The organism is Rhodanobacter thiooxydans LCS2 (assembly GCF_000264375.1).
GTDB classification, from domain to species: Bacteria; Pseudomonadota; Gammaproteobacteria; order Xanthomonadales; family Rhodanobacteraceae; genus Rhodanobacter; species Rhodanobacter thiooxydans.
The window spans coordinates 291,790-316,843 of sequence record NZ_AJXW01000043.1; the positions used below are offsets into that span (position 1 = coordinate 291,790).

The 25,054-nt window shown below is 66.9% G+C and carries 18 protein-coding genes; 5 read left to right on the top strand and 13 right to left on the bottom strand.

The genetic code is table 11. The features are described from left to right. Positions 1-39 precede the first annotated feature (39 nt). Positions 40-573, top strand: a complete 534-nt coding sequence (locus UUA_RS10240; protein ID WP_008436540.1) for an REP-associated tyrosine transposase — start codon at positions 40-42, stop codon at positions 571-573. A 99-nt stretch (positions 574-672) separates the two neighbouring features. On the opposite strand, the gene UUA_RS10245 is transcribed toward UUA_RS10240, so the two are convergent. The 10 genes from UUA_RS10245 to UUA_RS10290 all read right to left on the bottom strand — a co-directional run bounded on the left by UUA_RS10245 (position 673) and on the right by UUA_RS10290 (position 13,975). Further along, complete coding sequence (locus UUA_RS10245) at positions 673-1,965, bottom strand: adenylosuccinate synthase (protein ID WP_008436541.1); 1,293 nt, start codon at positions 1,963-1,965, stop codon at positions 673-675. A 49-nt stretch (positions 1,966-2,014) separates the two neighbouring features. After that, entirely contained in the window at positions 2,015-2,197 is a 183-nt protein-coding gene (locus tag UUA_RS10250; protein WP_008436542.1) for a DUF2065 domain-containing protein, read from the bottom strand. Positions 2,198-2,207: 10 nt separating this feature from the next. Beyond that, positions 2,208-3,074, bottom strand: a complete 867-nt coding sequence (hflC, locus tag UUA_RS10255) for a protease modulator HflC (RefSeq protein WP_039953776.1) — start codon at positions 3,072-3,074, stop codon at positions 2,208-2,210. Next, entirely contained in the window at positions 3,074-4,144 is a 1,071-nt protein-coding gene (hflK, locus tag UUA_RS10260; protein WP_008436547.1) for an FtsH protease activity modulator HflK, read from the bottom strand. Before hflK ends, hflC begins: the two co-directional genes overlap by 1 nt. Before the next feature lie 180 nt (positions 4,145-4,324). Further along, positions 4,325-5,626, bottom strand: coding sequence for a ribosome rescue GTPase HflX (hflX, locus tag UUA_RS10265; protein ID WP_008436548.1), 1,302 nt, complete (start codon positions 5,624-5,626; stop codon positions 4,325-4,327). 57 nt (positions 5,627-5,683) lie between these two features. Then, a complete protein-coding gene (hfq, locus tag UUA_RS10270; protein WP_008436549.1) occupies positions 5,684-5,980 on the bottom strand; it encodes an RNA chaperone Hfq in 297 nt (98 codons plus the stop codon). A gap of 132 nt (positions 5,981-6,112) precedes the next feature. Then, positions 6,113-7,081: a tRNA (adenosine(37)-N6)-dimethylallyltransferase MiaA gene (miaA, locus tag UUA_RS10275; protein ID WP_039953824.1), complete on the bottom strand. Its 969-nt coding sequence runs from the start codon at positions 7,079-7,081 to the stop codon at positions 6,113-6,115. A gap of 191 nt (positions 7,082-7,272) precedes the next feature. After that, on the bottom strand, positions 7,273-9,435 hold the full coding sequence (locus UUA_RS10280; RefSeq protein WP_039953779.1) for a S46 family peptidase: 2,163 nt from the start codon (positions 9,433-9,435) through the stop codon (positions 7,273-7,275). A 121-nt stretch (positions 9,436-9,556) separates the two neighbouring features. Further along, entirely contained in the window at positions 9,557-11,683 is a 2,127-nt protein-coding gene (locus tag UUA_RS10285) for a S46 family peptidase (protein ID WP_425476897.1), read from the bottom strand. A gap of 174 nt (positions 11,684-11,857) precedes the next feature. Further along, entirely contained in the window at positions 11,858-13,975 is a 2,118-nt protein-coding gene (locus tag UUA_RS10290) for a hypothetical protein (RefSeq protein WP_008436553.1), read from the bottom strand. 152 nt (positions 13,976-14,127) lie between these two features. On the opposite strand from UUA_RS10290, the gene tdh reads away from it, so the two are divergent. The 3 genes from tdh to kbl all read left to right on the top strand — a co-directional run bounded on the left by tdh (position 14,128) and on the right by kbl (position 20,226). Next, the gene (gene tdh / locus UUA_RS10295) at positions 14,128-15,150 is read left to right on the top strand and encodes an L-threonine 3-dehydrogenase (RefSeq protein ID WP_008436554.1); all 1,023 of its coding nucleotides are present in this window, start codon (positions 14,128-14,130) and stop codon (positions 15,148-15,150) included. A 136-nt stretch (positions 15,151-15,286) separates the two neighbouring features. Beyond that, on the top strand, positions 15,287-18,940 hold the full coding sequence (locus UUA_RS10300) for a DUF748 domain-containing protein (RefSeq protein ID WP_008436555.1): 3,654 nt from the start codon (positions 15,287-15,289) through the stop codon (positions 18,938-18,940). An 86-nt stretch (positions 18,941-19,026) separates the two neighbouring features. Continuing rightward, positions 19,027-20,226: a glycine C-acetyltransferase gene (gene kbl, locus UUA_RS10305; RefSeq protein ID WP_008436556.1), complete on the top strand. Its 1,200-nt coding sequence runs from the start codon at positions 19,027-19,029 to the stop codon at positions 20,224-20,226. Between the two features lie 6 nt (positions 20,227-20,232). On the opposite strand, the gene UUA_RS10310 is transcribed toward kbl, so the two are convergent. The 3 genes from UUA_RS10310 to UUA_RS10320 all read right to left on the bottom strand — a co-directional run bounded on the left by UUA_RS10310 (position 20,233) and on the right by UUA_RS10320 (position 23,943). Beyond that, complete coding sequence (locus UUA_RS10310) at positions 20,233-21,006, bottom strand: pseudouridine synthase (protein ID WP_050981853.1); 774 nt, start codon at positions 21,004-21,006, stop codon at positions 20,233-20,235. A 119-nt stretch (positions 21,007-21,125) separates the two neighbouring features. Then, positions 21,126-22,244, bottom strand: a complete 1,119-nt coding sequence (locus UUA_RS10315) for an OmpA family protein (RefSeq protein ID WP_008436558.1) — start codon at positions 22,242-22,244, stop codon at positions 21,126-21,128. A 247-nt stretch (positions 22,245-22,491) separates the two neighbouring features. Next, positions 22,492-23,943 carry a bifunctional 2-methylcitrate dehydratase/aconitate hydratase gene (locus UUA_RS10320; RefSeq protein ID WP_008436559.1) on the bottom strand — a complete coding sequence of 484 codons (1,452 nt, stop codon included), beginning with the start codon at positions 23,941-23,943 and terminating at the stop codon, positions 22,492-22,494. 284 nt (positions 23,944-24,227) lie between these two features. Between UUA_RS10320 and UUA_RS10325 the strand changes: the two genes are divergently transcribed. Continuing rightward, positions 24,228-24,917 (top strand): TerC family protein, encoded by a 690-nt coding sequence (locus UUA_RS10325; RefSeq protein WP_008436561.1) that lies wholly within the window; start codon positions 24,228-24,230, stop codon positions 24,915-24,917. Positions 24,918-25,054: the final 137 nt, after the last annotated feature.

Here is a 25,054-nt window from a genome sequence, read left to right on the forward strand (position 1 = left end):
CCAGCGAACCCCAACACCCACATCGCCAAGGATGACTCGATGCGTTATCGAAGAGCCTATGCCACCAGCGGAACCTACTTTTTCACCGTCAATCTGGCTGGCCGTTCCAGCCACCTGCTGATCGAGCGGATCGACACGCTTCGTCAAGCGGTACGGGCGGTAAAACAGAGTCATCCGTTCGAGATCGTCGCGTGGGTCGTACTACCCGAGCACATGCACGCCGTATGGACGCTGCCGCCGGACGACGCGGATTTTTCCACCCGCTGGCTGCTGATCAAGGCCAATTTTTCCCGCACCATTGAACGGCGCGAAGCCATTCGCGATTCCCGACTACGCAAGGGCGAACGCGGCATCTGGCAACGCCGCTTCTGGGAGCACCGGATACGCGACGAAGACGATCTCGCACGGCACATCGATTACGTGCACATCAATCCGGTGAAGCACGGGCATGCCAGTCGGGCAGCGGATTGGCCGTATTCATCCATTCACCGATATATCCGGGAGGGGATGGTTACGGCGGATTGGGCGTGCGACCCGGAGCGGATAGCGGGTGACGGTGAGCGTCGGGGGTGATGTTGGAGTTCGCTGGCGCTCACCCCAACCCACGGATTACGGCGATTTTGTAGGTTGGGGTGAACGCCAGCGAACCCCAACATCCGGCTCCATAATCACCTATGCGAACGGGTCGTCCAGCACGATGGTGTCGTCGCGGTCGGCGCCGGTGGCGACCAGCGCCAGCTTGCAACCGGAGAGCTCCTCGACTGCGCGCAGGTAGGCGCGCGCGGCAGGCGGCAACTGGTTCCAGTCGCGGATGCCGGCGGTGGATTCCTGCCAGCCGGGAAATTCCAGGTAGACCGGCTTGCACTCGTCCCAGCCGTCCGCGTCGAGCGGCGCCAGCTCGCGGCGCTTGCCGCGGTATTCGTAGGCGATGCAGACCTTGACCGTGGCCAGGCCGTCGAGCACGTCGAGCTTGGTGATGGCCAGGCCGTTGATGCCGTTGATCTGGGTGGCGCGCTTGAGCGCGACCAGGTCGATCCAGCCGCAGCGGCGCGGGCGACCGGTACTGGCGCCGAACTCGTTGCCCTTCTTGCGCAGCAGCTCGCCCATCTCGTCGTGCAGCTCGGTCGGGAACGGACCGCTGCCGACGCGGGTGGCGTAGGCCTTGCAGATGCCCAGCACGTAGTCGATGTCGCCCACGCCCACGCCGGTGCCGGCCAGCGCACCGCCGATGGTGGTGTTGGACGAGGTGACGTAGGGATAGGTGCCATGGTCGATGTCGAGCAGCGCGCCCTGCGCGCCTTCGTACAGGATGCTGCCGCCGTCGCGGCGCACGTCGTGCAGGATGGTGGCGACGTCGTCGACCAGCGGACGGATGTACTCGCCCCAGGCCAGCGCATCCTTCAGCACCGCGTCGTAATCGACCGGCTCGGCCTTCAGCCACTGGGTGAGGATGAAGTTGTGGTATTCGACGGCGGTCTTCAGCAGCGCCGGCAGCTCGTGCGGGTACATCAGGTCAGCCACGCGCACGCTGCGGCGGGCGACCTTGTCCTCGTAGGCCGGGCCGATGCCGCGGCCGGTGGTGCCGATGGCCTTGCCGCCGGCGGCGATCTCGCGGGCCTTATCCACCGCGATGTGGTACGGCATGATCAGCGGCGTGGCCGGGCTGATCTTCACGCGCGAACGCACCTCGACGCCGTTCGCTTCGAGTTCCGCGATTTCGGTCATCAGCGCGGCCGGCGACAGCACCACGCCGTTGCCGATCAGGCACAGCGCGTCCTCGCGCAGGATGCCCGAGGGGATCAGGTGCAGCACGGTCTTCTTGCCCTTGATCACCAGCGTGTGGCCGGCGTTGTGGCCGCCCTGGAAGCGCGCCACCGCGCTGACCCGCTCGGTCAGCAGGTCGACGATCTTGCCCTTGCCCTCGTCGCCCCACTGCGCACCCAGAATGACTACTGACTTGCCCATGATCTTCTCGCTCAGGTTGGTGACCTCCCGTCGACGGGAGCACACGTAATCAATGGAAAAACTGCAACAGCACCAGGCCGGCCGCCATCGCGCCGGCACCGAACAGCCGCAAGGTGCGCGGCGGCAGCTTCAGCGCCTCGCGCACCATCGCCTGCCAGCCTTGCGGCGCCGCGAACAGCAACAAGCCCTCGATCACCAGCATCAGGCACAACGCGGCAGCCAGCTGGTGCATCGGGGTCGACTCAGCGTTTCTGCACGGGCTGTTCGAAGTAGCGCAGGAACTCGTCGTCGGGCTTCAGGATCAACACGCCCTTGCCGTCCTCGAACGAGGTACGGTATGCGGCGAGGCTGCGGTAGAACGTGAAGAACTCCGGATCCTGGGTATACGCCTGCGCGTAGATGGCGGCCGCTTCCGCGTCACCCTCGCCCTTCACCTTGGCCGCGTCGCGCTGCGCGTCGGCGCGCAGCACCTGGCCCTGGCGATCGGCATCGGCCTGGATCTTTTCGGCCGCTTCCTGGCCGGTGAAGCGCAGTTCGTTGGCCAGCTGCAGACGTTCGGCACGCATGCGCTTGTACACCGACTCGCTGACCTCGTTTGGCAGGTCGATGCGCTTGATGCGCACGTCGACCACGGCGATGCCGAGGTTCTTGCGCGCCGAGGCGTCGGTCTGCGCGCGCACGCGCTCGGTGATGTCCTTGCGCCCGCCGGAGATCAGGTCGGGCAAGGTGCGCGCGTTGAACTCGAAGCGCAGCGCGTCCTTCACGATCGGGGTCAGCCGCTGCGCCGCCTGCAGCTGGTCGCCGCCGGTGGCACGGTAGTAGGCGGCGTTGTCGGCCACCCGCCACTTCACGTAGAAATCGACATTGACGCTCTTCTTCTCGGAGGTGAAGTAACGCTCCGGCGGCGCGTCCAGCGACAGGATGCGCTTGTCGAAATGCATCACCTGCTGCATCACCGGCAGCTTGAAGTGCAGCCCCGGCTGGTAGTCGGTGCGCACGATGCGGCCGAACTGCAGCAGCAGTGCGCTGTGGCCCTCACCGACCACGAACATGCTGTTCAGGCCGAGCAGGATCACCAGGAAGGCGATGATGGCTGAACTGACCTTCATCATGGCTGCGTCCCCTTGCCGGCCGCGCTGCCGGTCGGCGGCGATACCACGGCGCCGGTCGTGCCCGCGTCGAGCTGCGTTGCCGCCGGCGAGCCCTGCAGCGCCGGCAGGTTGATGATGTTGCGGCCGTTGGAGCCGTCGATCACCCGAGGGTTCTTCGCCATCACCTTTTCCATCGTCTCCAGCCACAGCCGCTTGCGGGTCACTTCCGGCGCCGCCTTGTATTGCTTCAGCAACAGTTCGAAACGGGCGGCGTCACCGGTGGCCCGGGCCACGCGCTCGGCCTTGTAGCCGGCGGCCTCGGCGGCGATGCGCGCGGCATCGCCGCGCGCCACCGGCACCACCTTGCTGGAATAGGCCAGGGCGGCGTTCTCGATGCTCTGCTTGTCCTCGCGGGCGTTGTTGACGTCGTCGAATGCGTCCTTCACCTCGTTCGGCGGCGCCACGTTCTGGAAGCTGACCTCGGTGACGCGCAGGCCGGAGTCGTAGGTGTCCAGCGTCTTCTGCAGGGTTTCCTGCGCCTGGGCGACCAGGCTGGCGCCGGCGGCGGACAGGATCTGGTCCATGTCGCTGCTGCCGATCACCGAACGCACCGCGGCTTCCGCGGCGGCGCCGATGGTGCCGTCCGGGTCGTTCAGCGAGAACAGGTACTTGCGCGAATCGTCCACCTGGTACTGCACGGTGAAGTCGATCGTGATGATGTTCTCGTCCTTGGTCAGCATCGCCACCTTGTCGGTGACCGAGCGGATGCGCGTGGCCTCGACCTTGGTGACCGACTCGATCGGCTGCGGCAGCTTCAGGTGGAAACCCGGCGGCAGGGTGCGCGAATACTCGCCGAAACGCAGCACCACGCCGGCCTGGCGTGCGCCGATGATGGTGTAGCTGCTGAACAGCAGGCCGACAACGAGCACCACCACCACGCCGGTGAGGATACTGCCGGGGCCCTGCCCCAGCTTGCCCAGGCGTTTCCTGGCGTTGTTTAGCAGGTCGTCCAGCGGCGACTTGCCACCCTGGCGATTCCTGTTCCACGGATCACGTTGCCCGTTGTTGCCGGGTTCATTCCATGCCACGAGTCAGTCTCCTAGGGGCCGTCGGGAGGCCGGCAACCACGGCCGGAACACGCGCTGCACCGGGTTACACATGAGATTCAGCCAAAGCTGTCGGAGTACCGCGCCGGCCACCTTTCGGGGCCGCGCAAACACCGGGGATTCTAGCAGAGCACGGCTCGCGCCGCGCGTGGTGCGCTGGCGTCATTCCGCCACGGCCAGCAGTTGGCGGAGCAGCTGGGTCTCGGTGGGGTCGCCGCCGCTAATTGGGGCGATCACGCTGCGCGGCGCGTCGATGCGCAGCTGCCAGCCGTGCTCGTCCACCGTCTCGCCGGTGATCGCACCGGCCGCCTTCAGCCGCGCATGCAGGCGTCCGGCCGACAACGGCAACTGCAACGCCGACTGCACCCGCTCGCCGCCGAGCAGTTCGCCCAGCGCCTGGCGCAACAGGTCCAGCCCGGCGCCGGTGGCAGCGGACAGCCAGACCCGCACCGGTTTGCCGGAGCCGTCGCGTTCGATCCGCGGCTCGGCGCCCGCCAGGTCGATCTTGTTCATCACGTGCAACTGCGGCACGTCGCCGGCATCGATCTCCTCCAGCACGTTGTCGACCACGCGGTGCAGGCGCTCGCGCTCCTCGTCGGCGGCGTCGCTGACGTGCAGCAGCAAATCGGCATCGCGCGCTTCGGCCAGGGTGGCGCGGAACGCGGCGACCAGGTCGTGCGGCAGTTCGCGGATGAAGCCGACGGTGTCGGCCAGCACGGCCGGGCCGCAGCTGAGATCCTCCAGCTTGCGCACGGTGGGATCGAGCGTGGCGAACAGTTGGTCGGCAGCGTAGACATCGCCGGTGGTCAGCGCGTTGAACAGGGTCGACTTGCCGGCGTTGGTGTAGCCGACCAGGGCCACGCGCGGCACCGTGTTGCGCAGCCGCGCGCGGCGCTGCTGGCCGCGCTGGGTCTGCACCTTTTCCAGTCGCTTGGTGAGCATCTTGACCCGCTCGCCGAGCAGGCGACGGTCGGTTTCCAGCTGGGTTTCGCCGGGACCGCGGTTGCCAATGGCGCCGCCGCGCTGGGTGTCCAGATGGGTCCAGCCACGGACCAGCCGGGTGGCCAGGTGCTTCAGCTGGGCCAGCTCCACTTCCAGCTTGCCTTCGTGCGAGCGGGCGCGCTGGGCGAAGATGTCCAGGATCAGGCCGGCGCGGTCGACCACGCGGATACCCAGGTGTTTCTCCAGGTTGCGTTCCTGCACCGGAGTCAGCACGTGGTCGACCAGCACCAGGTCCGCCTCCAGCGCGCGCGCCGCCTCGGCCACCTCATCCGCCTTGCCGGTACCGATGTAGTAGCGGGGGTTGGGATCCTCGATGCGGGCAGCAATTACGCCCAGCACCTCGGCACCGGCGGATTTCACCAGCTCGGTGAACTCTGCCGCGCGCCGCGCCGTATCACCTTCGCCGCGGGTGTGCGGCAGCACCAGCACGGCGCGGTCGCCTTTCTTTTGTCGGTCAAACACGGGGGGGCGTGATCCTTCGGGAACAGACCCACTTCATGCGGGCTGATGCCCCTCCTATCAAGCGTCCGCGTCGGCGGAAGCCGACGTCGCGTCGGAATGATGGTCGTGACCTTCATGGCCCTCGTGGCCCTCGTGGCCATTGCCGATGCGTACGTTGCGGCTCGGCACCACGGTGGAGATGGCGTGCTTGTAGACCATCTGGCTCACCTGGTTGCGCAGCAACACCACGAACTGGTCGAACGACTCGACCGTACCCTGCAGCTTGATGCCATTGACCAGATAGATGGCCACTGGCACGCGCTCGCGCCGCAATGCATTCAAAAACGGATCCTGCAACGACTGCCCCTTGGACATTTCTTGTTCTCCCCTTGCCACGGACAGACCGGAGAAAAAACGCCGGTGGCGCCCCGGTCCAACATGACCGGATGTTAGCTGCTTTCAAATACTTGATGAAAGAAGATTTTTGCGCAGCGCAAGTGCACTGGGTCACGCTGGCGGCGCTGACCCGCCCGCCCCGCCCAGAAACAGCTGTACGGCCGCCGCGGCGCAGGTGGCCAAGCCGGGCTGATCGGGGTCGAACAGACGGGTGCCATAGTCACTGCGCAGCCAGGTGATCTGCCGCTTGGCCAGCTGGCGGGTGGCGAAGATGGCGCGATCGCGGAACCCGACCGCGTCGGTCTGGCCGTCCAGGTGTTCCCACGCCTGCCGGTAACCGACCGCGCGGATCGCCGGCAGGTCGGCGTGAAGGTCGCCCCGCGCCCGCAGCGCGCGCACTTCGTCCAGGAAACCCTCCGCCAGCATCGCGTCGAAACGCCGGGCGATGCGTTCGTGCAACACGCGCCGGTCGGCCGGCAGCAGAGCCAGCTTCAGCACTCGCCACGGAAAGCGCGCCGCCGCGCCGCCGCGCTGCAATTCGGACAATGGCCGGCCGGTCAGTTCGATCACTTCCAGTGCGCGCTGCAGGCGCTGCACGTCGTTGCGGCCGATCCGGCTGGCGGAGACCAGATCGAGGGTTGCCAGCCGCATATGCATGGCCGGCCAGCCGAGTTGCCGCGCTTCGGCGGTCAGTCGCATGCGGGTCGCCGGATCGGCTTCCGGCAAGTCGGACAGCCCCTGCTGCAACGCACGGAAGTACAGCCCGGTGCCGCCGACCAGCAGCGGCACCCTGCCCTGCGCACTGATCCGCTGCATCACCGGCAGCGCGTCGGCGCAAAAATCCGCCGCCGAATACGGTTGCGCCGGATCGCGGATATCGACCAGCGCATGCGGATGGCGCGCCAGCGTCGCCGGGTCGGGCTTCGCCGTGCCGATGTCCATGCCGCGGTAGACCAGCGCCGAGTCGACGCTGACCAGGTCCAGCGGAAACCGCTCGCCCAGCCCGCACGCCAGCGCGGTCTTGCCGGAGGCGGTGGGGCCCATCAGGAAGATAGCGAGGGGGCGGGTGTCGAGCAGCATCCAGGCAGTGTAACGGCGCGCTGTACTGTAGGAGCGCACCCTGTGCGCGATGCTTTCCACCACATAACAAAAGCATCGCGCACAGGGGGCGCTCCTACACGAGAATGCGAGAACCGCATCAAGATGCGGACTCCAAAATGCGAAGGCCCGCATCGGCGACGCGGGCCTTCGTTGTGACATCGACTGCCGGCTTACTTCGCCGGCACGCCCATTTCCTTCAGCAGGTTGTCGGCGTGGTCGAGGTGATGCATCACCCACAGCATGTAGCGCACGTCGACCTGGATCGAGCGGTTGAGCTGCGGGTCGAACAGCCAGTCGCCGCTGACCGACTCCCAGTTGCCGTCGAACGCCAGGCCGACCAGCTGGCCATTCGCGTCCATCGCCGGTGAGCCGGAGTTGCCACCGGTGATGTCGAGGTCGGCGAGGAAGTTGACCGGCAGCGTGCCCAGCTTCGGCGAGGCGTAGCCGTCGAACGCCTTCGCCTTGATCGCGGCCAGCTCCGCCTTCGGCGAGTTGAATGGCTCCACGCCGGTGTCCTTTTCGACGATGCCCTGCGCGGTGGTGAATGGCGCGTAGCTGACGCCGTCGCGCGGCGCCACGCCCTGCACGTTGCCGAAGGTGACGCGCAGCGAGCTGTTCGCATCCGGGTAGACCGGCAGCTTCTGCGAGTCCTTCCACGCGATCATCGCCTGCATGTAGCGCGGGCGCAGCTTGGAAAGCTCGCCGTCGCGGGCGTCGCCTTCGTCTTCCAGCTTCTTCAGCTGCGGCTGCACTGCACGGGCCAGCTTGAGCATGCTGTCGCCACTGGCGTCGATCGCCTTGCTGTCGGCGCTGAACCACTTCATGCGCTCGTCGACGTTGCCGAGTTTGCTGCCGGCGTACAGCGCGGCGACCTTTGCCTTGATCGCGGCCTCGCTATTCGCCTCGCCCAGCCACGCGTCCAGCGTAGGCAGGCGCTGCGCCTGCGGCAACGCCACGTAGCGCTTGAGGCCGTAGACCATGAACTGCTGGTCGACGCCCGGATCGTAACGGCGATCCATCTGCTTCAGGCCGCCTTCGATGCGGACCCAGTCGCGCTGCTGGTAGCCGGCATCGCGGTCGAGGTCGGCCTTGGGCCGTTCCTTGGCCAGGTGGGTCAGGCGCACCGCGGTGCTGAACAGCTGGGCGCGGTTCACCAGGCTAATGGCCAGGTTACGCTCGCGATTGGCCTGATCGGCGGCAATCTGCTGGCGTAGCTTGCCGATGTCGGCCGCCAGCGCGGCATTTTCGGCGCCACCTTGCTGCTTCAGCCAGCCCTCAAGTTGCGCTTCCTGCTCCCGCTTCACCGTGACCGCGTCGGCACGATGCAGGCCTTCGAGCTGGCCGCCGAAGTTCTTCAGGTAGTTGTTGAGGCCGGCGACCATGCTGGCGTACTTCACCGCCACCTTCGGGTCGGCCTTGCCGGCAGTGTTGATGATGTTGAGCGTGTCCTCGTACACCTTGATCTGGGTCGGGTAGGTCCAGCCGATCGAGCTCTTCACTTCATCGGCGAGGCGATAGCGGTTGGTGCGGCCCGGGTAGCCGACCACCATCACGTAGTCGCCCTGCTCCACGCCGTGCGGGTTCACCTTCAGCACGTGCTTCGGCTGGTAGGGCACGTTGTCCTTCGAGAAGGCCGCGGATCTGCCGTCCTTCGAGACGTAGGCGCGCAGGTAGCCGAAGTCGCCGGTGTGACGCGGCCACATCCAGTTGTCGACGTCGCCGCCGAACTTGCCGATCGACTCCGGCGGCGCGTAGACCAGGCGCACGTCCTTGATCTCCAGCTGCTTGATCAGTTGGTAGCTGTAGCCGCCGTGGAAGGTGTAGACGTCGCAGCGGTAGCCGTCGCTCTCGCAGGCCTTGACCTGCTGCTTGATCGCCTGCTCGATCGCCTTGTAGCGCTCGGCGCCGCTCATCGCGTCGGTGAGCTTCGCGATGATCTCCTTGGTGACGTCGCGGATTTCCTCGGTGACGAAGATGCGCGCGGACGGACCGGCGGAGAGTTCGTCCGCCTTCGTCTTGGCCAGGAAGCCCTTCTCGATCAGGTTGTTCTCCGGCGTGGAGTTCAGCTGCAGCGCGCCGTAGACGCAATGGTGGTTGCTCACCACCAGGCCCTCGGGCGAGACGAACGAAGCGGTGCAGCCGCCCAGGCTGACGATCGCGCCCATCGGGTAGGCGGTGAGGTCGGTCAGCGTCTTCGGATCCAGCTTCAGCCCGTGCTGCTTCAGCGTGGCGGCGATGCCCGGCAACTGGGCAGGCTGCCACATGCCTTCCACGGCATGGGCGGACGAGATGAGGCCGACGGATACGGCTGCGGCAAGCAATAGACGACGCACGGAGATCTCCTGTGGGAAAACCCGCCGCGGGTAGACCGCAGCGGAAAAGAATCGCAATAACTTTCGACTTATGCCCGAGGCGGGCCGCGGCGGCATATGCCGCAAGTCATGCCTGCGACCTTCAGCGCACCGGCACGCCCAGCTCCTGCAGCAGCCACGGCGCCGGGTAGACCTTGTCCATCAGCCAGCGCATGTAGCGCAGGTCGACGTGGATGGCGCGCTTGTAGCGCGGGTCGAACATCCAGCTGGCGCTGACCGCCTCCCAGTTGCTGTCGAAGTTGAGGCCGACCAGCTCACCCTTCGCGTTCAACACCGGTGAGCCGGAATTGCCGCCGGTGGTGTCGAGGTTGCTGAGGAAGTTCACCGGCATGGCACCCGATTTCGGATCGAGGTAGCCGGCGTAGTCGCCCTTGGCGATCGCGTCGAGCAACGGTTTCGGCGCATCGAACGGCACCTCGCCGGTGTTCTTCTCGACGATGCCCGCGGTGCTGGTCAGCGGCGCGTAGGCGACTGCGTCGCGCGCCGCGAGCGGGGTGACCTTGCCGTAGCTCACGCGCAGGGTGGAGTTCGCGTCCGGGTACACCGCCCGCCCCTGCTGCTTGCGGTAGGCGATCAGCGTCTGCATGTAGGCCGGGCGCAGGCGCAGCAGCTCGCCTTCGTGTGCCTTGCGCTCGTCGTCGATACGCAGCAACGCAGGCTGCAGCTTCGCGGCCAGTTGCAGCAGGCTGTCGTCGCTCGCGGCCAGCGTGGCCGCGTCGGTGTCCATCCAGTGCAGGCGCTGCGCCTCGTCGCCCAGCTTCGTGGCGGCGTAGACGCGATCCAGCGTGGCCGCCAGTTCGGCCGGAGTACGACCGAACGCGGCATCGAACTCGGCCACATGCTGCGCGGCGGGCAACTGCTGGTAGCGGGCCAGCAGCGCACCCAGCAGACGCTTCTCCATCGCCGCATTGTAGCGGCGCTGGACCTGGCGCAGCTGACCTGCGATCAGCTCCTCGTCGCGCTGCTGGTAGCCGATCTCGCGTTCGGCGTCGGGCTTGCCGCGCTCGTGCGCCAGCCGCTGCAGGCGCAGCGCCGAGCGCATCAGCTGGGTCTGCGACTGGATCAGGCCGAGCAGCAGGTCGCGCTCGCGGGTGGCGTTGCCGTCAGCGATCTGCGCCATCGCGGCGTCGATCTGCGGGCGCAGCGCCTGTGCATCGACCTGCCGGTCCAGCCAGCCCAACATCGCCGCCTCGTCCTGCTGGCGCACCGCCACCGCGTTGCTGCGCTTCAAGCCGTCCAGCTCCCCGCTGAAACGCTTGATGTTGTTCTTCAAGGACTGCAGCTGCGAGGCGTAGTGGATTGCCGCCTGCCTGTCGGCCTTGCCAGCGTCCTCGATCACGTCCTGCAGCGCCTTCATCGTCGCCACCGCTGTGGGCAGGCGCCACTGCACCTGGTCGACGAACTCAGCGGCAGTGCGGTGGCGGTAGGTGATGCCGGGATAGCCGGCCAGCATCACGTAGTCGCCAGCACTGACGCCTTCGCGGGCGATCCTGAGGTGCGCCGGTGGCATGTAGGGCTTGTTGTCCTTCGAGTAATCGGCCGGTTTGCCGTCCGGGCCAACGTAGGCGCGCAGTACGGTGAAGTCGCCGCTGTGGCGCGGCCACACGAAGTTGTCCACCTCGTCGCCGTAGTTGCCGATCGCGCGCGGCGGCGCGTAGACCAGCCGCACGTCGCGCAGCTCCAGTTGCTTCACCAGATAGAAGTCGCGGCCGTAGAACATGTTCGCGACGCTGCAGCGCATGCCGTCCTCGCGCTCGCATGCGGCGACCAGCGCCTTGCTCGCCGCGTCCACCGCGTCGTAGTAGGCGCGGCCGGTCTTGCCGCGGGCGTTGGCCAGCACCTGGTCGGTGACCTGGTCGAAGCCGACCGTGACGCGCAGGCGGAAGTCCGGGTTGGCCGGCAGCTCCTCGCCGCGACTGGCCGCCACGTAGCCCTGCTCGATCAGGTTGCGCTGCGCGTTGCTGTTGTACTGGATCACCCCGAACGCAACGTGGTGATTGGTCAACACCAGGCCTTGGTCGCTGACGAAGGCGCCGGTGGCGCCGCCGACCTTGACCACCGCATTGAGCGGCGCCCTGGTGAGATCGGCGAGGTCGGCGGGATTGCCCTGGAAGCCCGCCGCGTGCAGCTGTCCGCCGATGCCCGGCAGCTGCGATGGCATCCACATGCCCTCGTCGGCCTGTGCCGCCGGTGCCAGCATCATGGCCATGACCAAACCCATCTTCCGCAAACGCATTCGTATTTCCCCGGGTGGTTCGCAATAACTTGCGAACATAGAACGGAACGCCCGCGAGGGTAACGCTGCATCGCACACTGCCGCTTGGTCGACATCCCCGAGGAAACCGATGCCAAGCCGCACGATGGCGGCCGGCATCGGAGACGCTCAGCGGCAGGACTGCCCGGCCGGCGGCGGCAGCGCCAGGAACACCGTGCTCCACAGCTGCGCAGCGTTGGATTCGTCCTCGTGCGCGCCTTCGGCACCGAACGGTTCGATGCGGTAATGGCCGTCGGCGTATGACCAGGACCACAGCTCCGAGGTACGCACCGCGCCAGCCGCGCAGATTGCCCGCCACAGCTCGGACTGTGCCGCCTCCAGGTGCTGACGGGTGGGGACGGACAGGTCGGCGCGGGCCAGCTGGCGCTTCAGGCCGGCAGCCATGATGGCCTGCTGCCAGGCCCAGACCACGGTGCCGTGGTACGCGTTGTTGCCAAAGCGCGACCACACCTCGCGATCGGCGTAGGCGGGGTTGGCGACCAGCATGCCCACGTCCGTCATCAGGCCCGCCGGGAACGGCCGCATCAGGCCGACCACATCGCGATCCAGCACGGCCGGGTCAGGCTTGCCGAACAACAAGCGGAAACCCTCGTCCGAATGCAGCACCGGAATCGGCTTGCCCTGCGCATCCAGCGCGATGGCGGGGAATTCCACGCCGGCGCCGCCCATGGCCTTCAGGGCGGAGGCATCGGACACGCCGATCTGCCTGGCGTAATCGCGCACCTGGCCGCTAGCGAGCTTGCTGGACAGGTGCACGGTGAACAGGGCACTGGCGTGCTGTTCCCAGTCGCCAGCGCCGGCCGCGGCTGCGTGCAGGCGCTCGCGTTGTGCCGGCGTGGTGTAGCCATCCAGCAGGCCGGCGTCGAGGAACTGGCCGATCGCGCGCAGCGCGGCCGGCATCCAGACCGCGTTGACGTCGTACGGATAGCGGCCACGGCCGATACCCTCGTTGCTGTCGCGCCATTGCCCGACCTTCGCGCCGGGTTTGAGCGCGATCAGGTTCGTGTACACCGGTTTGTGCGCGAATGCTTCGCTGCTGGCGGCAACGAACAGCAGGTTGCGCACCAGCGCATCACCCTGCCGCCCTGTCCCGAGCTTGCCGGCCAGGAAGGCGCGGGCGCCTTCGCGGCCGCGCGGATCCTCCAGCAACCATGCGGCCGCGACCGGCGGCAGCATGTAGTTGCCGTCGATCATCGTGTAATCGTAGATCGGCGCAGCCGACGGCTTGCCCTCGTCCTTGAGGTGCTGCAGCACCGCGAACTCGCCGACGCCCTCCTCGTGCGCGACCTGGCCATCCGGCGAGAGACGCGCCAGCACCGAGGCGATCCCCGCGTCGACCGCGGCCGGCTGCAGCACCGGCATCAGCAGGCGCAGCGACATCAGCGTATCGCGCCCGAAATAGGTATCGAAACGCCAGGAGCCGGCGAGGAATTTCTCGCGGTAGCTGAGGAACTGCAATGCCTCGCGGCTGCGCAGATCGGGTTGCGCATGGTCGTTGAGCAGGTTGGCGAACGGGGTCAGCGGCGTCTCGCCGGTGCTGGCCTCGATGCGCAGGCGCAGCGCCTCGCCCGCGCGATCCGGGCGCAGCACGATGTGCCCGCCCTCGCGGACGAAGCGGCCGTTGTCCGTGCTCAGCGCGATGGCGTAACCCGGTGCGCCGTCCAGCCGCTGGCGCTGCCAGCGGACCGAGCGTTCGGCGAGCTGCGGCGTGGCGACGATCTTCGGCGTGGCCGTCACCTGTGCGGCGTAACCCTGGCCGAGCTGGTAGTCGCGCAACACGCGGATGCTGCCGAGCACGGCATCCGTCAGCACCAAGCGATCAGCCGTGACACTGGCATCGGCGACGATGCCGTTCCAGGCGTGACCCTCCACGCTGCGCTGCTGGCCCGTCACCGGCCCCAGGGACCAGTGCACCGGTTTGTCGGTCGGCTCGAACCAGACGCCTGCACCGCTGTTGCCGGCCGGAAACGCCACCAGCACGCGCGGCTTCTCGCCGGAGCTGAGCAGCAGATGGGCCGCGACGGGGCCGTCCTGGAAAAACGCGTTCTCGATGTTCCCTTCCGTGATGCGGAACTGCAGCGGGCTCCCGGCCCCCTGGTCCGGCGCCGCCCGCGCCGCCGGCATCGCTGCCAGGCACACCATCAGTGCCAGCGATGAAACGACAGAATGCCACCGCTGCTTCGGCGTCGCCGCCCCGACCACACTCGCCATCGTGCTCAAATGCATTCGCCCGCTCCGTTCCGTGACGCATAGTCTTGCGACAGTAAAAGCACGGGTTCGGGATCACAACGCTGCACTGCACGACGCCGGCCTCCCGCGCGCCTCCTATAATGCCTGTTTACCTGCCTCTCCCCACGGAAATTCCCATGCCTCAGATGATGAAAGCCCTGGTCAAGCGCAAGCCCGAACAGGGCATCTGGATGGAAGAAGTGCCGCTGCCCGAGGCTGGCCCGAACGAGGTGCTGATCAAGATCGAGAAGACCGCCATCTGCGGCACCGACCTGCACATCTACAAGTGGGACGAGTGGAGCCAGCGCACGATCAAGCCGGGCCTCACCATCGGCCACGAGTTCGTCGGCCGCATCGTGGAGGTCGGCCCGGGCGTAACCGGCTACAAGGTCGGCGACCGCGTCTCGGCCGAGGGCCACATCGTCTGCGGGCATTGCCGCAATTGCCGCGCCGGCCGCCAGCACCTGTGCCCGAACACCGTCGGCATCGGCGTGAACCGCAACGGCGCGTTCGCCGAGTATATGACCATGCCGGCCTCGAACCTGTGGCCGATCCCTGACCAGATCCCGTCCGAGCTGGCCGCGTTCTTCGACCCGTACGGCAACGCTGCGCACTGCGCGCTGGAGTTCGACCTGATCGGCGAGGACGTACTGATCACCGGCGCCGGCCCGATCGGCATCATCGCTGCCGGCATCGCCAAGCACGTGGGCGCGCGCAACGTGGTGGTCACCGACGTCAACGACTACCGCCTGAAGCTGGCGGCCGACATGGGTGCCACCCGCGTGGTGAACGTGGCGAGCCAGTCGCTGAAGGACGTGATGAAGGACCTGCACATGGAAGGCTTCGACGTGGGCCTGGAGATGAGCGGCAACCCGCGCGCGTTCAATGACATGCTCGACTGCATGTACCACGGCGGCAAGATCGCCCTGCTCGGCATCCAGCCCAAGGGCGCCGGCATCGACTGGGACAAGGTGATCTTCAAGGGCCTCACCCTGCAGGGCATCTACGGCCGGCGCATGTACGAGACCTGGTACAAGATGACCCAGATGGTGCTGACCGGCTTCCCGCTGCAGAAGGTGCTCACCCACCAGATCCGCATCGACGACTTCCAGAAAGGCTTCGACCTGATGGACGCCGGCAGCTGCGGCAAGGTGGTCTGCTCCTGGAGCTGAACGAGCGCGGACGACGGTCGCCGTCTGTCATCGCCGGTTTCACGGCACCTGCGTAAACTTCCTGCGGCCGGTCGCTGCCGGCTGCAGGAAGTGCCCGGCGGGTGCCGCCGGTCCATGACGCCACCGGAAAGTCCGCATGAACGCCCTTCGCTCCATGGCAGGTGCCCGCCTGGCGGCGGCCCGCGACAAGGCCCGGCAGCTGTACCGCTCGCACCGCGCGCGCAAGGCCACACTGATCGCCACCGTCGTGCTGGTGGTGTTTGGCCTGCTCGGCTTCTTCGCCGCGCCGCCGATCATCCGCGGCCAGATCGAGAAGCGCGCCAGCGCGGCGCTGTCGCGACCGGTGACGCTGGGCGCGGTGCACTTCAATCCCTACACCCTGCGTCTGCAGCTGGACCGCCTGCATATCGCCGACCGCGACGGCCGCTCGCCGTTCGTGGACATCGACCAGGCGGTGATCAACGCCTCCTGGACCTCGCTGTTCCGCCGCGCGCCGGTACTGGACGAGTTGCGCCTGCAGCACCCGCGGATCCGCATCGTGCGCACCGCGGACGGGCGCTTCAACTTCACCGACCTGGTGGAGCGCTACGCCGCGAAGCCCGCCGATCCGAAGGCGCCGCCGGCACGCTTCGCGCTGTCCAACATCACCGTGCACGCCGGCGACATCCAGTTCGACGACCAGCTGGGCAAGGCCAGCCACCACGTCGAGCAGCTGGAACTGGGCATCCCCTTCATCGCCAACCTGCCCAGCGACACCGACGTGTTCGTGCAGCCACTACTGTCGCTGCGTGTGGACGGCAGCCCGCTGCGCGTCGACGGCCAGACCAGGCCGTTCGCCGATACCCGCGAAACGGTGATGCATTTCCAGTTCGAGCAGTTGGACCTGCCCCGCTACCTGGCCTACACCCCCACGCCGCTGCCGCTGGCCATCCCCAAGGGGCAACTCGGCGGGAATCTCGACCTGCACTTCGTGCAGACCAAGCCCACGCCGCAACTGCAACTGACCGGCCACCTGCAACTGGATGACTTTGCGCTGGCCAGCAACCGTGGCGAGCCGATCCTCGAACTCGGCCACGGCAACGCCGAGCTGGTCGACGTGCAGCCGCTGCTCGCGCGCTACCGGTTGGGCGCGCTGCGGCTGGACCAGGCCCGCCTGCACTACACCCAGGGTGCCGGTGGCCACAGCAACTTCGACAACTTCACCGCCAGCCCGGCACCGCCCGCCTCCACCGCCACGGCAACGCCGACCGACCTGCGCATCGCCTCGCTGGCGCTGACGAACAGCGCCATTCGCTACACCGACGCCACGCAGCACGAGCTGGCCCTCGACGGTCTGCACGGCAGCCTGCAGGGCCTGAGCCTGCAACCGGCGCCCGCCGGCCGGATCGACCTGGCCGCCCGGCTGGGCGGCGGCGAGCTGTCGGCCAAGGGCACGCTGGATCTGGCCGCCAGCCGGCTGGCGGCCCATCTCGGCCTCAACCAAGTGGACGTGGCCCCGCTACAGGCGATGGCGCCGCCGATGGCCGCACGGGTGACCAAGGGCAAGCTCGACGCCGATGGCCAGCTGCAGCTCGACTGGGGCAAGGCCGTCAACGTGCATCTGGCCGATGCGCGCGCCGCGGTCAGCGACTTCGCGCTCGAAACGGCGTCGAAGGAGCACGGCACCCCGCTGGCGTGGAACAGGCTGGAAGCGGAGATCCGCCTGCTCGACCTGGCCAGTCGCCAGGCGCAGCTGGGCGCGGTCACCGCCAGCGGCCTCAGCCTGGACGTGCAGCGCCGGCGCAACGGCGCGATCAGCCTGCTGGAACTGCTCGCGCCGCCGGGGGCCCCGCGGAAGGCCGCAGCGGACCCGGGCGCGCCCTGGCGCTGGAGCATCGCCCACCTGGGCCTCGACGGCGGCGCGGTCGACTTCACCGACCAGGCGGTTGGTGGCAAGCCCGTCGTCGTGCAGCTGAAATCGCTCAAGGGCAACCTCGACGAGCTGGACGACAAGCTGGGCGAGGCGCGCCCGTTCAAGCTGGAAGGCGCCATCGACCGCGGCAGCTTCACCGCCTCCGGCAAGCTGCGGCCCTCGCCACTGGGCGCCGACCTGCAACTGTCCACCAGACAACTGGACATCGCCCGCTTCGAGCCGTACATCAGCGTGTCGCTGAACGTCGTCGTGGCCGGCGCCCAGGTCACCAGCAACGGCAAGCTGCACTACGACGGCCGCGGCGACACGCCGAAGCTGCGCTACCGCGGCAACGCCGCGCTGGAGCGCGTGCGCGTGCAGGACAAGCTCACCGGCGACGACTTCCTGCGCTGGCGCACGCTCAACGTCTCGAACCTCGACGCCGAGATCGGCCGGGGTGCGCCGCGCATGCACCTCGGCTCCCTGGTGCTCACCTCGTTCTATGCACGCATGATCATCAACGCGGACGGCAAGCTGAACCTGTCCGACGTGGTCGCCTCGCCAGAGGCCGCGCCGGTGTCGGTGACCCGCGCCACTACCACGCCGACCGCGCCGCCGCCGAAGCCGGCGCCGTCCGCACCGGCGGCGGTCACCAGTACGTCGGTCGCGGCAGCCGCGACACCGGCAGCGCCCCCGGCCGACATCCGTATCGGCGGCATTACCCTGGTCAACGGCCAGCTCAACTACACCGACAACTTCATCAAGCCCAACTACACCGCCAACCTCACCAAGCTCACCGGCCGGATCGGCGCGTTCGGCACCACTCCGGGCGATCCGCCGGCCGCGCTGTCGGTGCAGGCGGCGCTGGACGACAGCTCGCCGGTGGACATCGACGGCAGCATCAACCCGCTGCAGCCGGTGGCGTTCCTGGACATCAAGGGCAAGGCCAACGAGGTGGAGCTCACCCGCCTGGCCGCCTACTCCACCAAGTACACCGGCTATCCAATCACCGCCGGCAAACTCAGCGCAGACGTCCACTACATGCTGGACCAGCGCAAGCTCAACGCCGACAACCACATCTTCATCACCCAGCTCACCTTCGGCGAGCGCAGCGAGAGCCCCGGCATCAGGCATCTGCCGGTGAAGCTGGCGGTGGCACTGCTCAAGGACACTCAGGGCAACATCGACGTGAACGTGCCGGTGTCCGGCTCGCTGGACGATCCACAGTTCAGCCTGGGCGGAATGATCTGGCGCGCCTTCGGCAACCTGATCGCCAAGGCTGTCACCGCGCCGTTCCGCCTGCTGGCCGGCGCCTTCGGCGGCCATGAGGACCTTGGCTACGTCGAGTTCGCGCCGGGTTCCGCGGTGCTCGACGCGAAGGCGCAGGAACGTCTGGGCAAGATCGTGGCGCTGCTGCAGCAGAAGCCGTCGCTGAAGCTCGGCATCGTCGGCCGGGTCGACCCGAGCAAGGACCAGGACGGCCTGCGCAAGGTCACGGTGGACAACCTGGTGCGCCGCGAGAAGGCGCTAGACACCGCGGGCAAGAACGCCGACACCTCGGATGCGGCGCTGGCCACGGTCGACGTCACCCCCGACGAATACGAGAAATACCTCAAGCGCGCCTATCGCCACGACGACCTCCAGGACAAGCCGCGCAACTTCCTCGGCCTGAAAAAATCGCTCGAACCCGACGAGATGCGCAGCCTGATGGAAACCGGCGTGCCGGTGGACGCCAAGGCCATGCACGCGCTGGCCGAGCGCCGCGCCGCGGCGGTGCAGGCCTGGCTGAAAGGCAAGCTGGACGACACGCGCATGTCGCTGCAGGAACCCAAGCTCGACGCCCAGGGCATCGACGACAAGGGCAAGACCACGCGCGTGGATTTCGGCCTGAAGCAGTAGCGCTCATAGGCTCGGCGCCGTGGCTTCCTTCCCAGCACGGCGCCAAGCGGTCAAAATAGCGTTTTGCCCACCGGCGGGAATTCCCCATGAGCTACTCAGCCAAGGCGCGCTACGCCAGCGAACTCGACGCCATTCGCGAACAGGGCCTGTTCAAGGCCGAGCGCATCATCACCTCGCCGCAATCCGCCGAGATCGAGCTGCAAGGCGGCCGCAGGGTGCTGAATTTCTGCGCCAACAACTACCTTGGCCTGGCCGACCATCCTGCAGTGATCCAGGCCGCCAAGGACGCGCTGGACACGCACGGTTTCGGCATGGCCAGCGTGCGCTTCATCTGCGGCACGCAGGACCTGCACAAGCAGCTGGAAGCGAAGATCGCCGAGTTCTTCGGCACCGAGGACAGCATCCTCTACGCCGCCTGCTTCGACGCCAACGGCGGTCTGTTCGAACCGCTGCTGGGCGAGCAGGACGCGGTGATCTCCGACGCGCTGAACCACGCCTCGATCATCGACGGCATCCGCCTGTGCAAGGCCAAGCGCTTTCGCTACGCCAACAGCGACATGGCCGACCTGGAGCAGCAGCTGCAGGCCGCCGATGCGGCCGGCGCACGCACCAAGCTGATCTCGACCGATGGCGCGTTCTCGATGGACGGCTTCATCGCCAAGCTCGACCAGATCACTGCGCTGGCGGCGAAGTACGACGCCATGGTGCACATCGACGAATGCCACTGCACCGGTTTCCTCGGCGACAGCGGCCGCGGCTCGGCCGAGGTCAACGGCGTGATGGACAAGATCGACATCTTCACCGGCACGCTGGGCAAGGCGCTCGGTGGCGCGCTGGGCGGCTTCACCACCGGCCGCAGGGAAGTGATCGAGCTGCTGCGCCAGCGCTCGCGCCCGTACCTGTTCTCCAACTCGCTGCCGCCGCACGTGGTCGCTGCGGCGATCAAGGTGTTCGACATGCTCTCCAGCGCGGGCGAGCTGCGCGAGAAGCTCAGGGAAAACACCCGCTACTTCCGCGATCGGATGACCGCCGCCGGCTTCGACATCAAGCCGGGCGTGCACCCGATCGTGCCAGTGATGATCTACGACGCGCCGAAGGCGCAGGCGATGGCCGCTGCCCTGCTGGACGAAGGCATCTACGTCACCGGTTTCTTCTACCCCGTAGTGCCGCAGGGCCAGGCGCGTATCCGCACCCAGATGAGCGCGGCACACACCCGCGAGCATCTCGACCGGGCCATCGCCGCATTCACCAAGGTGGGCCGGAAGCTGGGCGTGATCGGCGGCTGACGGCACTCAGCCTTTGCGGGTGTCGAGCGCTCCCACTTCATCCGCACTCAGCTGTCGCCACTGCCCTTTCGCGAGTTCGCCCAGCGCAAGCGGTCCGATGGATACCCGGATCAGGCGCAGCACGTCGAAACCCAGGGCGGCCAGCAGCCGGCGGACATGCCGGTTGCGGCCCTCGTCCAGCACCACTTCAAGCCAGGCATTCTTCTCGCCCGTGCGCAACAACGCGACCCGTCGCGCTTTCAGCAAATCGCCGGCATCGTCGATACCCTCCAGCATCGCGGCCAGCACTGCGGCATCCGGCAGGCCGGATACCTGTACATGGTAGGTCTTGTCCAGATGCGTGGCCGGGTTGGTGATGCCGGCGGCCCAGACGGTGTCGTTGCTGAGCAGCAGCAGGCCTTCGCTGGCCTTGTCCAGTCGTCCGACCGGACCCAGCCACGGCAAGCCGGCGGCCGCCAGCGTGGTGTAGACCGTCGCGCGGTCATGCTCGTCGGCCGTACTGACCACAAGCCCGCGCGGCTTGTTGAAGGCGACATAGATGCGCTCGGCCGGCTTCACCGGCTGGCCATCGACGGCAACCTGCTGCCGATCGATCAAGGTCGGGTGATACGGGTCGCGCACCACACGGCCGTCCAGGCTGACCCGACCGGCGCGGACCCACTGCTCGGCCTGGCTGCGCGAGCAGGCACCCAGTTTGGACAACACGCGGGCCAACCCATGGCGTGGCTGTTGCGCGGATGCCGCAGGACGGACGGAGCGAGGAGAAGGTGGGCGAGGCATTGCACCAGCGTATAGGTCGGGACCGCAGTGCGACAAGAAGACGCACCCTGCATTGGCGCTCGACAGAAAAAAACCCGGCCGAAGCCGGGTTTTTTCATTACTGCGTTGTCGCGGTTCGGTTACTGCTGAACCTGCAGCTCCGTACGACGGTTCTGCGCGCGACCGGAGTCGGTAGCGTTGTCGCCGATCGGGTTGCTCTCGCCATGACCGATCGGTCCTTCCAGACGGCTGGCAGCGATGCCGTGGCTGGTCAGGTAGTTGTAGACGATCGAGGCGCGACGCTCGGACAGGGCCTGGTTGTACTCGTCGGTGCCCTTCGAGTCGGTGTAACCGGCAACCGTCACCTTCACCTGCGGGTAGCGCTGCAGAGTGTCGATAGCCTGGTTCAGTACGGCGATCGAGTCGGCGCTCGGCTCGGCCAGCGACTTCGAGATGTCGGTCTCGCCCTTCTTCGGGCGATCGTACTTGAAGTTCACGCCGCGCAGGTCGATCACGACCTTCTGCGGGCAGCCATCCGGGCCGACGATCGTGCCGGCAGCCGTACCGGGGCACTTGTCGTCACAGTCGTTGACGCCGTCGCCATCGCTGTCCATCGTCGAGCAGTCGGCCGGCGGCGGGGTTGCCGCAACCGGAGCCGGGGCGGCCGCCGGAGCGCCGAAGCGCGACACGATGCTGAAGCCCAGGAACCAATCGCCATAACCGTCCTGCGCCGGCTGAGTCTTGTCGTCCCAGTCATAGCGGTAGCCGGCTTCAATGCGCACGTCGGAACTGTCGGTGATCGTCTTGGACACGCCGCCGCCCACTTCGGCAGCCGGCGACCAGCCGCTGTCACCGTGCGAATGGTGGTTGCTGCCCATCACGCCGGCCAGCACGTACGGGCGCCAGGCGTTCCAGTCGCCCGCATAGAAACGCACCGCGGCGCCAACCGTATTATTGGACCAACTGCCACCACCGACCTGGGAATCGCGATCGCGCTTGGTGCGGTCCGCGAAAAGATCAATCGACGCATTCGGCGAAATGAACCGACCCACGCCCAGCCCGTAATAGAACTGGCGGCTGTTGGTATTGCGATCAGTGTCATTGTAATAACCGCCCACGGTGGGCGCGATATACCAGCGCCCGTCATACGACGAGGTGGTCGATTCGGTGGCGGCGGGAGCAGTCGTGTCCTGCGCATGAACGGCACCTACGCCGCCCAGGGCCAGCGCGATCAGAAAATACAAGCCCTTACGTTTCATCAGGTGTCTCCTCATTTATTAGATTTCGCGTCCGTTCAACCCTAACCGGAAGTCGCATGTCAGAACTGAACTACGTCACTCAGAGCTTTTCGACAGCCCCTGCTTGGCGGTTAGGCGGCAAGCGGCGGGGATTGTAGCAAAATCGTTAAGCAGGAAATACTTCGACCGCCGACGTCCTATTGGCCGGTGAAACTTCGTTCAGGAAAGTTTGCATCGTCCCGGTCTTAATCTTCCACTCACACCGTCTTTACAATGTGAAGAGCCCCAGGAAGTGATGCAATGACATTGCATCCAGCCGTGTGGGGTCTTCTACGGCAGCCATGATCGCCTTGACCTGATGCGCGGGCAAATGGCCGCGCATGGCCGCCTCGAACTTCTGCAGCAGCACCGGAATACCTTCGGCGCGGCGCTTGCGGTGGCCGATCGGATAATCGATCGAAACCTTTTCCGTGCTGCTGCCGTCCTTGAAGAACACCTGCACCGAATTGCCGATGTAGCGCTTGGCCGGGTCGAAGTAGTCGCGCGTGAATTGCGGATTCTCGACCACCGTCATCCTGTCGCGCAGCGTATCGATGCGGGGATCGGCGGCCACGTCGTCGTTGTAGTCGCTGGCCACCAGCCGGCCGAAGATCAGCGGCACCGCCACCATGTACTGGATGCAGTGATCGCGGTCGGCGTAGTTCGCCAGCGGGCCGGTCTTGTCGATGATGCGGCAGCCGGCTTCCTGCGTCTCGATGACGATCTTCTCGACCTGGTCGAGCCGGCCCGCCACTTCGCCGTGCAGCTTCATCGCGCACTCCACCGCGGTCTGCGCATGGAATTCGGCCGGGTAGCTGATCTTGAACAGCACGTTCTCCATCACGTAGCTGCCGAACGGGCGCTCGAACTCGAACGGCTTGCCCTTGAACGCCACGTCGTAGAAGCCCCAGGTCTTCGCCGACAACGCCGACGGATAGCCGACCACGCTGCGGTAGACCGCGTTGATGGCATGGGTCACCGCGCGGCGGCAAGCGTCACCGGCAGCCCAGCTCTTGCGCGGGCCGGTGTTCGGCGCATGGCGATAGGTGCGCAATGCGCCGTTGTCGATCCAGCTGTGCGACACGGCAGTGGTGATCTGCTCCTTGTCGCCGCCGAGCATCGCGGTGGCCACCGCGGTGGAGGCCAACCGCACCAGGATCACATGGTCCTGGCCGACCCGGTTGAAGCTGTTCAGCAGCGCGTAGCAGCCCTGGATCTCGTGCGCCTTGATCGCGTAGCCCAGCGCGTCGCGCACGGTCAGCGGCTGGCCGCCCTCGCGCTCCGCCTTGCGGCTGAGATAATCGCCCACCGCCAGGATGCTGCCCAGGTTGTCCGACGGATGCCCCCACTCGGCCGCCAGCCAGGTGTCGTTGAAGTCGAGCCAGCGGATCTGCGTGCCGATCGCGAATGCAGCCTGCACCGGATCCAGCTCGTGGCTGGTGCCCGGCACGCGGGCGCCGCCCGGCAGCGTGGCACCCGGCACCAGCGGGCCAAGGTGCTTCACGCACTCGGGAAACTTCATCGCCATCATCGCGGTGGCCAGCGAGTCGAGCAGCATGTAGCGCGCGGTGTCGTAGGCCTCCTTCGAGTCGATCCGGTAATCGGCCACGTAGTTGGCGATGTCGACCATCGGCTGGTCGGGATCGGGGCGGACGGCGGAACGGATGTCGTGCGCACTCATGCTGGAATCTCGCGGCAGGGGAAACCGCTATTTTAGCCGACTGCGGGAGGAAGGACGCCCCGTGCGTCGCTTGACCGCGACCATGCCGCGCCCCGACAATTCCCGCTCGCCCAAAAGGGAGTAGTTCCCGCGACAGGCCCACCTGTAGCGGTGAAGTGATCGTCAACACGAGCGAGTCCTCGCTCCGGTCACCCGGCAGTCGTCCTGCGAACGAGACTTTTGCGGTGGCCACGGGCCGCGCGTGTCCGTGCCCGCTGCATCGTCCGACGCGCACGGAACCATCCATGCATTTCACTGCTCCCGATTTCTTCTCCGGCCTGCTGGCCATCGTCCTGCTCGACCTCGTACTGGCCGGTGACAACGCCATCGTCATCGCCATGGCTGCCAGCCGCCTGCCCCGCGAACTGCAGAAGAAAGCGGTGTTCTGGGGCACCTTCGGTGCCGTCGCGGTCCGTTTTGCGCTCACCGCCATCGTGGTCTACCTGCTGAAGCTGCCCGGGCTGATGCTGGCCGGTGGCGTGCTGCTGCTACCGATCGCCTGGAATCTGCTGAACCACGGCGACGAGCACGGACCCGACATCAAGGCCGGCAACACGTTCTGGAGCGCACTGCGCACGATCATCGCTGCCGACGCGTTGATGGGCCTGGACAACGTACTGGCGATCGCCGGCGCCTCGAAGGGACACCTGTTGCTGGTCATCCTGGGCCTGCTGATCAGCGTGCCGCTGGTGGTCTGGGGCTCGACCCTGATCCTGAAACTGATCGACCGCTTCCCCGTCATCATGTACATCGGCGCCGCGGCGATCGCGATCACCGCCGGGCGCATGATCGCCCACGACCAGTTGCTCAGCGGCTGGTTCGACGCGCACGTTTGGGTGAAGTACGCGCTGGATGCGCTGGCGGTGCTCGCCATCTGCGGCGGCGGCTGGCTGGTGCAGCGGCGACGGCGGCGCCTGAAGTTGTCCGCTGACTGAGGCCATCCAGACCACCACACGGCGAGCCTGGCCAAGCTCGTCGAAAATCCCGGGCACGTTTCGGCTCAACCGGTTTTCACCTCGCCGATACGGAAAGGGGAGCCTCGCGGCTCCCCTTTCCGTATCGGAAAAATGTC

Coding starts and splice junctions, on each gene's coding strand:
- UUA_RS10240 (WP_008436540.1), top strand. CDS start 40: ATGCGTTATCGAAGAGCCTATGCCACCAGCGGAACCTACTTTTTCACC.
- UUA_RS10245 (WP_008436541.1), bottom strand. CDS start 1,965: ATGGGCAAGTCAGTAGTCATTCTGGGTGCGCAGTGGGGCGACGAGGGC.
- UUA_RS10250 (WP_008436542.1), bottom strand. CDS start 2,197: ATGCACCAGCTGGCTGCCGCGTTGTGCCTGATGCTGGTGATCGAGGGC.
- hflC (WP_039953776.1), bottom strand. CDS start 3,074: ATGAAGGTCAGTTCAGCCATCATCGCCTTCCTGGTGATCCTGCTCGGC.
- hfq (WP_008436549.1), bottom strand. CDS start 5,980: ATGTCCAAGGGGCAGTCGTTGCAGGATCCGTTTTTGAATGCATTGCGG.
- miaA (WP_039953824.1), bottom strand. CDS start 7,081: ATGCTGCTCGACACCCGCCCCCTCGCTATCTTCCTGATGGGCCCCACC.
- UUA_RS10285 (WP_425476897.1), bottom strand. CDS start 11,683: ATGGCCATGATGCTGGCACCGGCGGCACAGGCCGACGAGGGCATGTGG.
- UUA_RS10290 (WP_008436553.1), bottom strand. CDS start 13,975: ATGCATTTGAGCACGATGGCGAGTGTGGTCGGGGCGGCGACGCCGAAG.
- tdh (WP_008436554.1), top strand. CDS start 14,128: ATGAAAGCCCTGGTCAAGCGCAAGCCCGAACAGGGCATCTGGATGGAA.
- UUA_RS10300 (WP_008436555.1), top strand. CDS start 15,287: ATGAACGCCCTTCGCTCCATGGCAGGTGCCCGCCTGGCGGCGGCCCGC.
- kbl (WP_008436556.1), top strand. CDS start 19,027: ATGAGCTACTCAGCCAAGGCGCGCTACGCCAGCGAACTCGACGCCATT.
- UUA_RS10310 (WP_050981853.1), bottom strand. CDS start 21,006: ATGCCTCGCCCACCTTCTCCTCGCTCCGTCCGTCCTGCGGCATCCGCG.
- UUA_RS10315 (WP_008436558.1), bottom strand. CDS start 22,244: ATGAAACGTAAGGGCTTGTATTTTCTGATCGCGCTGGCCCTGGGCGGC.
- UUA_RS10320 (WP_008436559.1), bottom strand. CDS start 23,943: ATGAGTGCGCACGACATCCGTTCCGCCGTCCGCCCCGATCCCGACCAG.
- UUA_RS10325 (WP_008436561.1), top strand. CDS start 24,228: ATGCATTTCACTGCTCCCGATTTCTTCTCCGGCCTGCTGGCCATCGTC.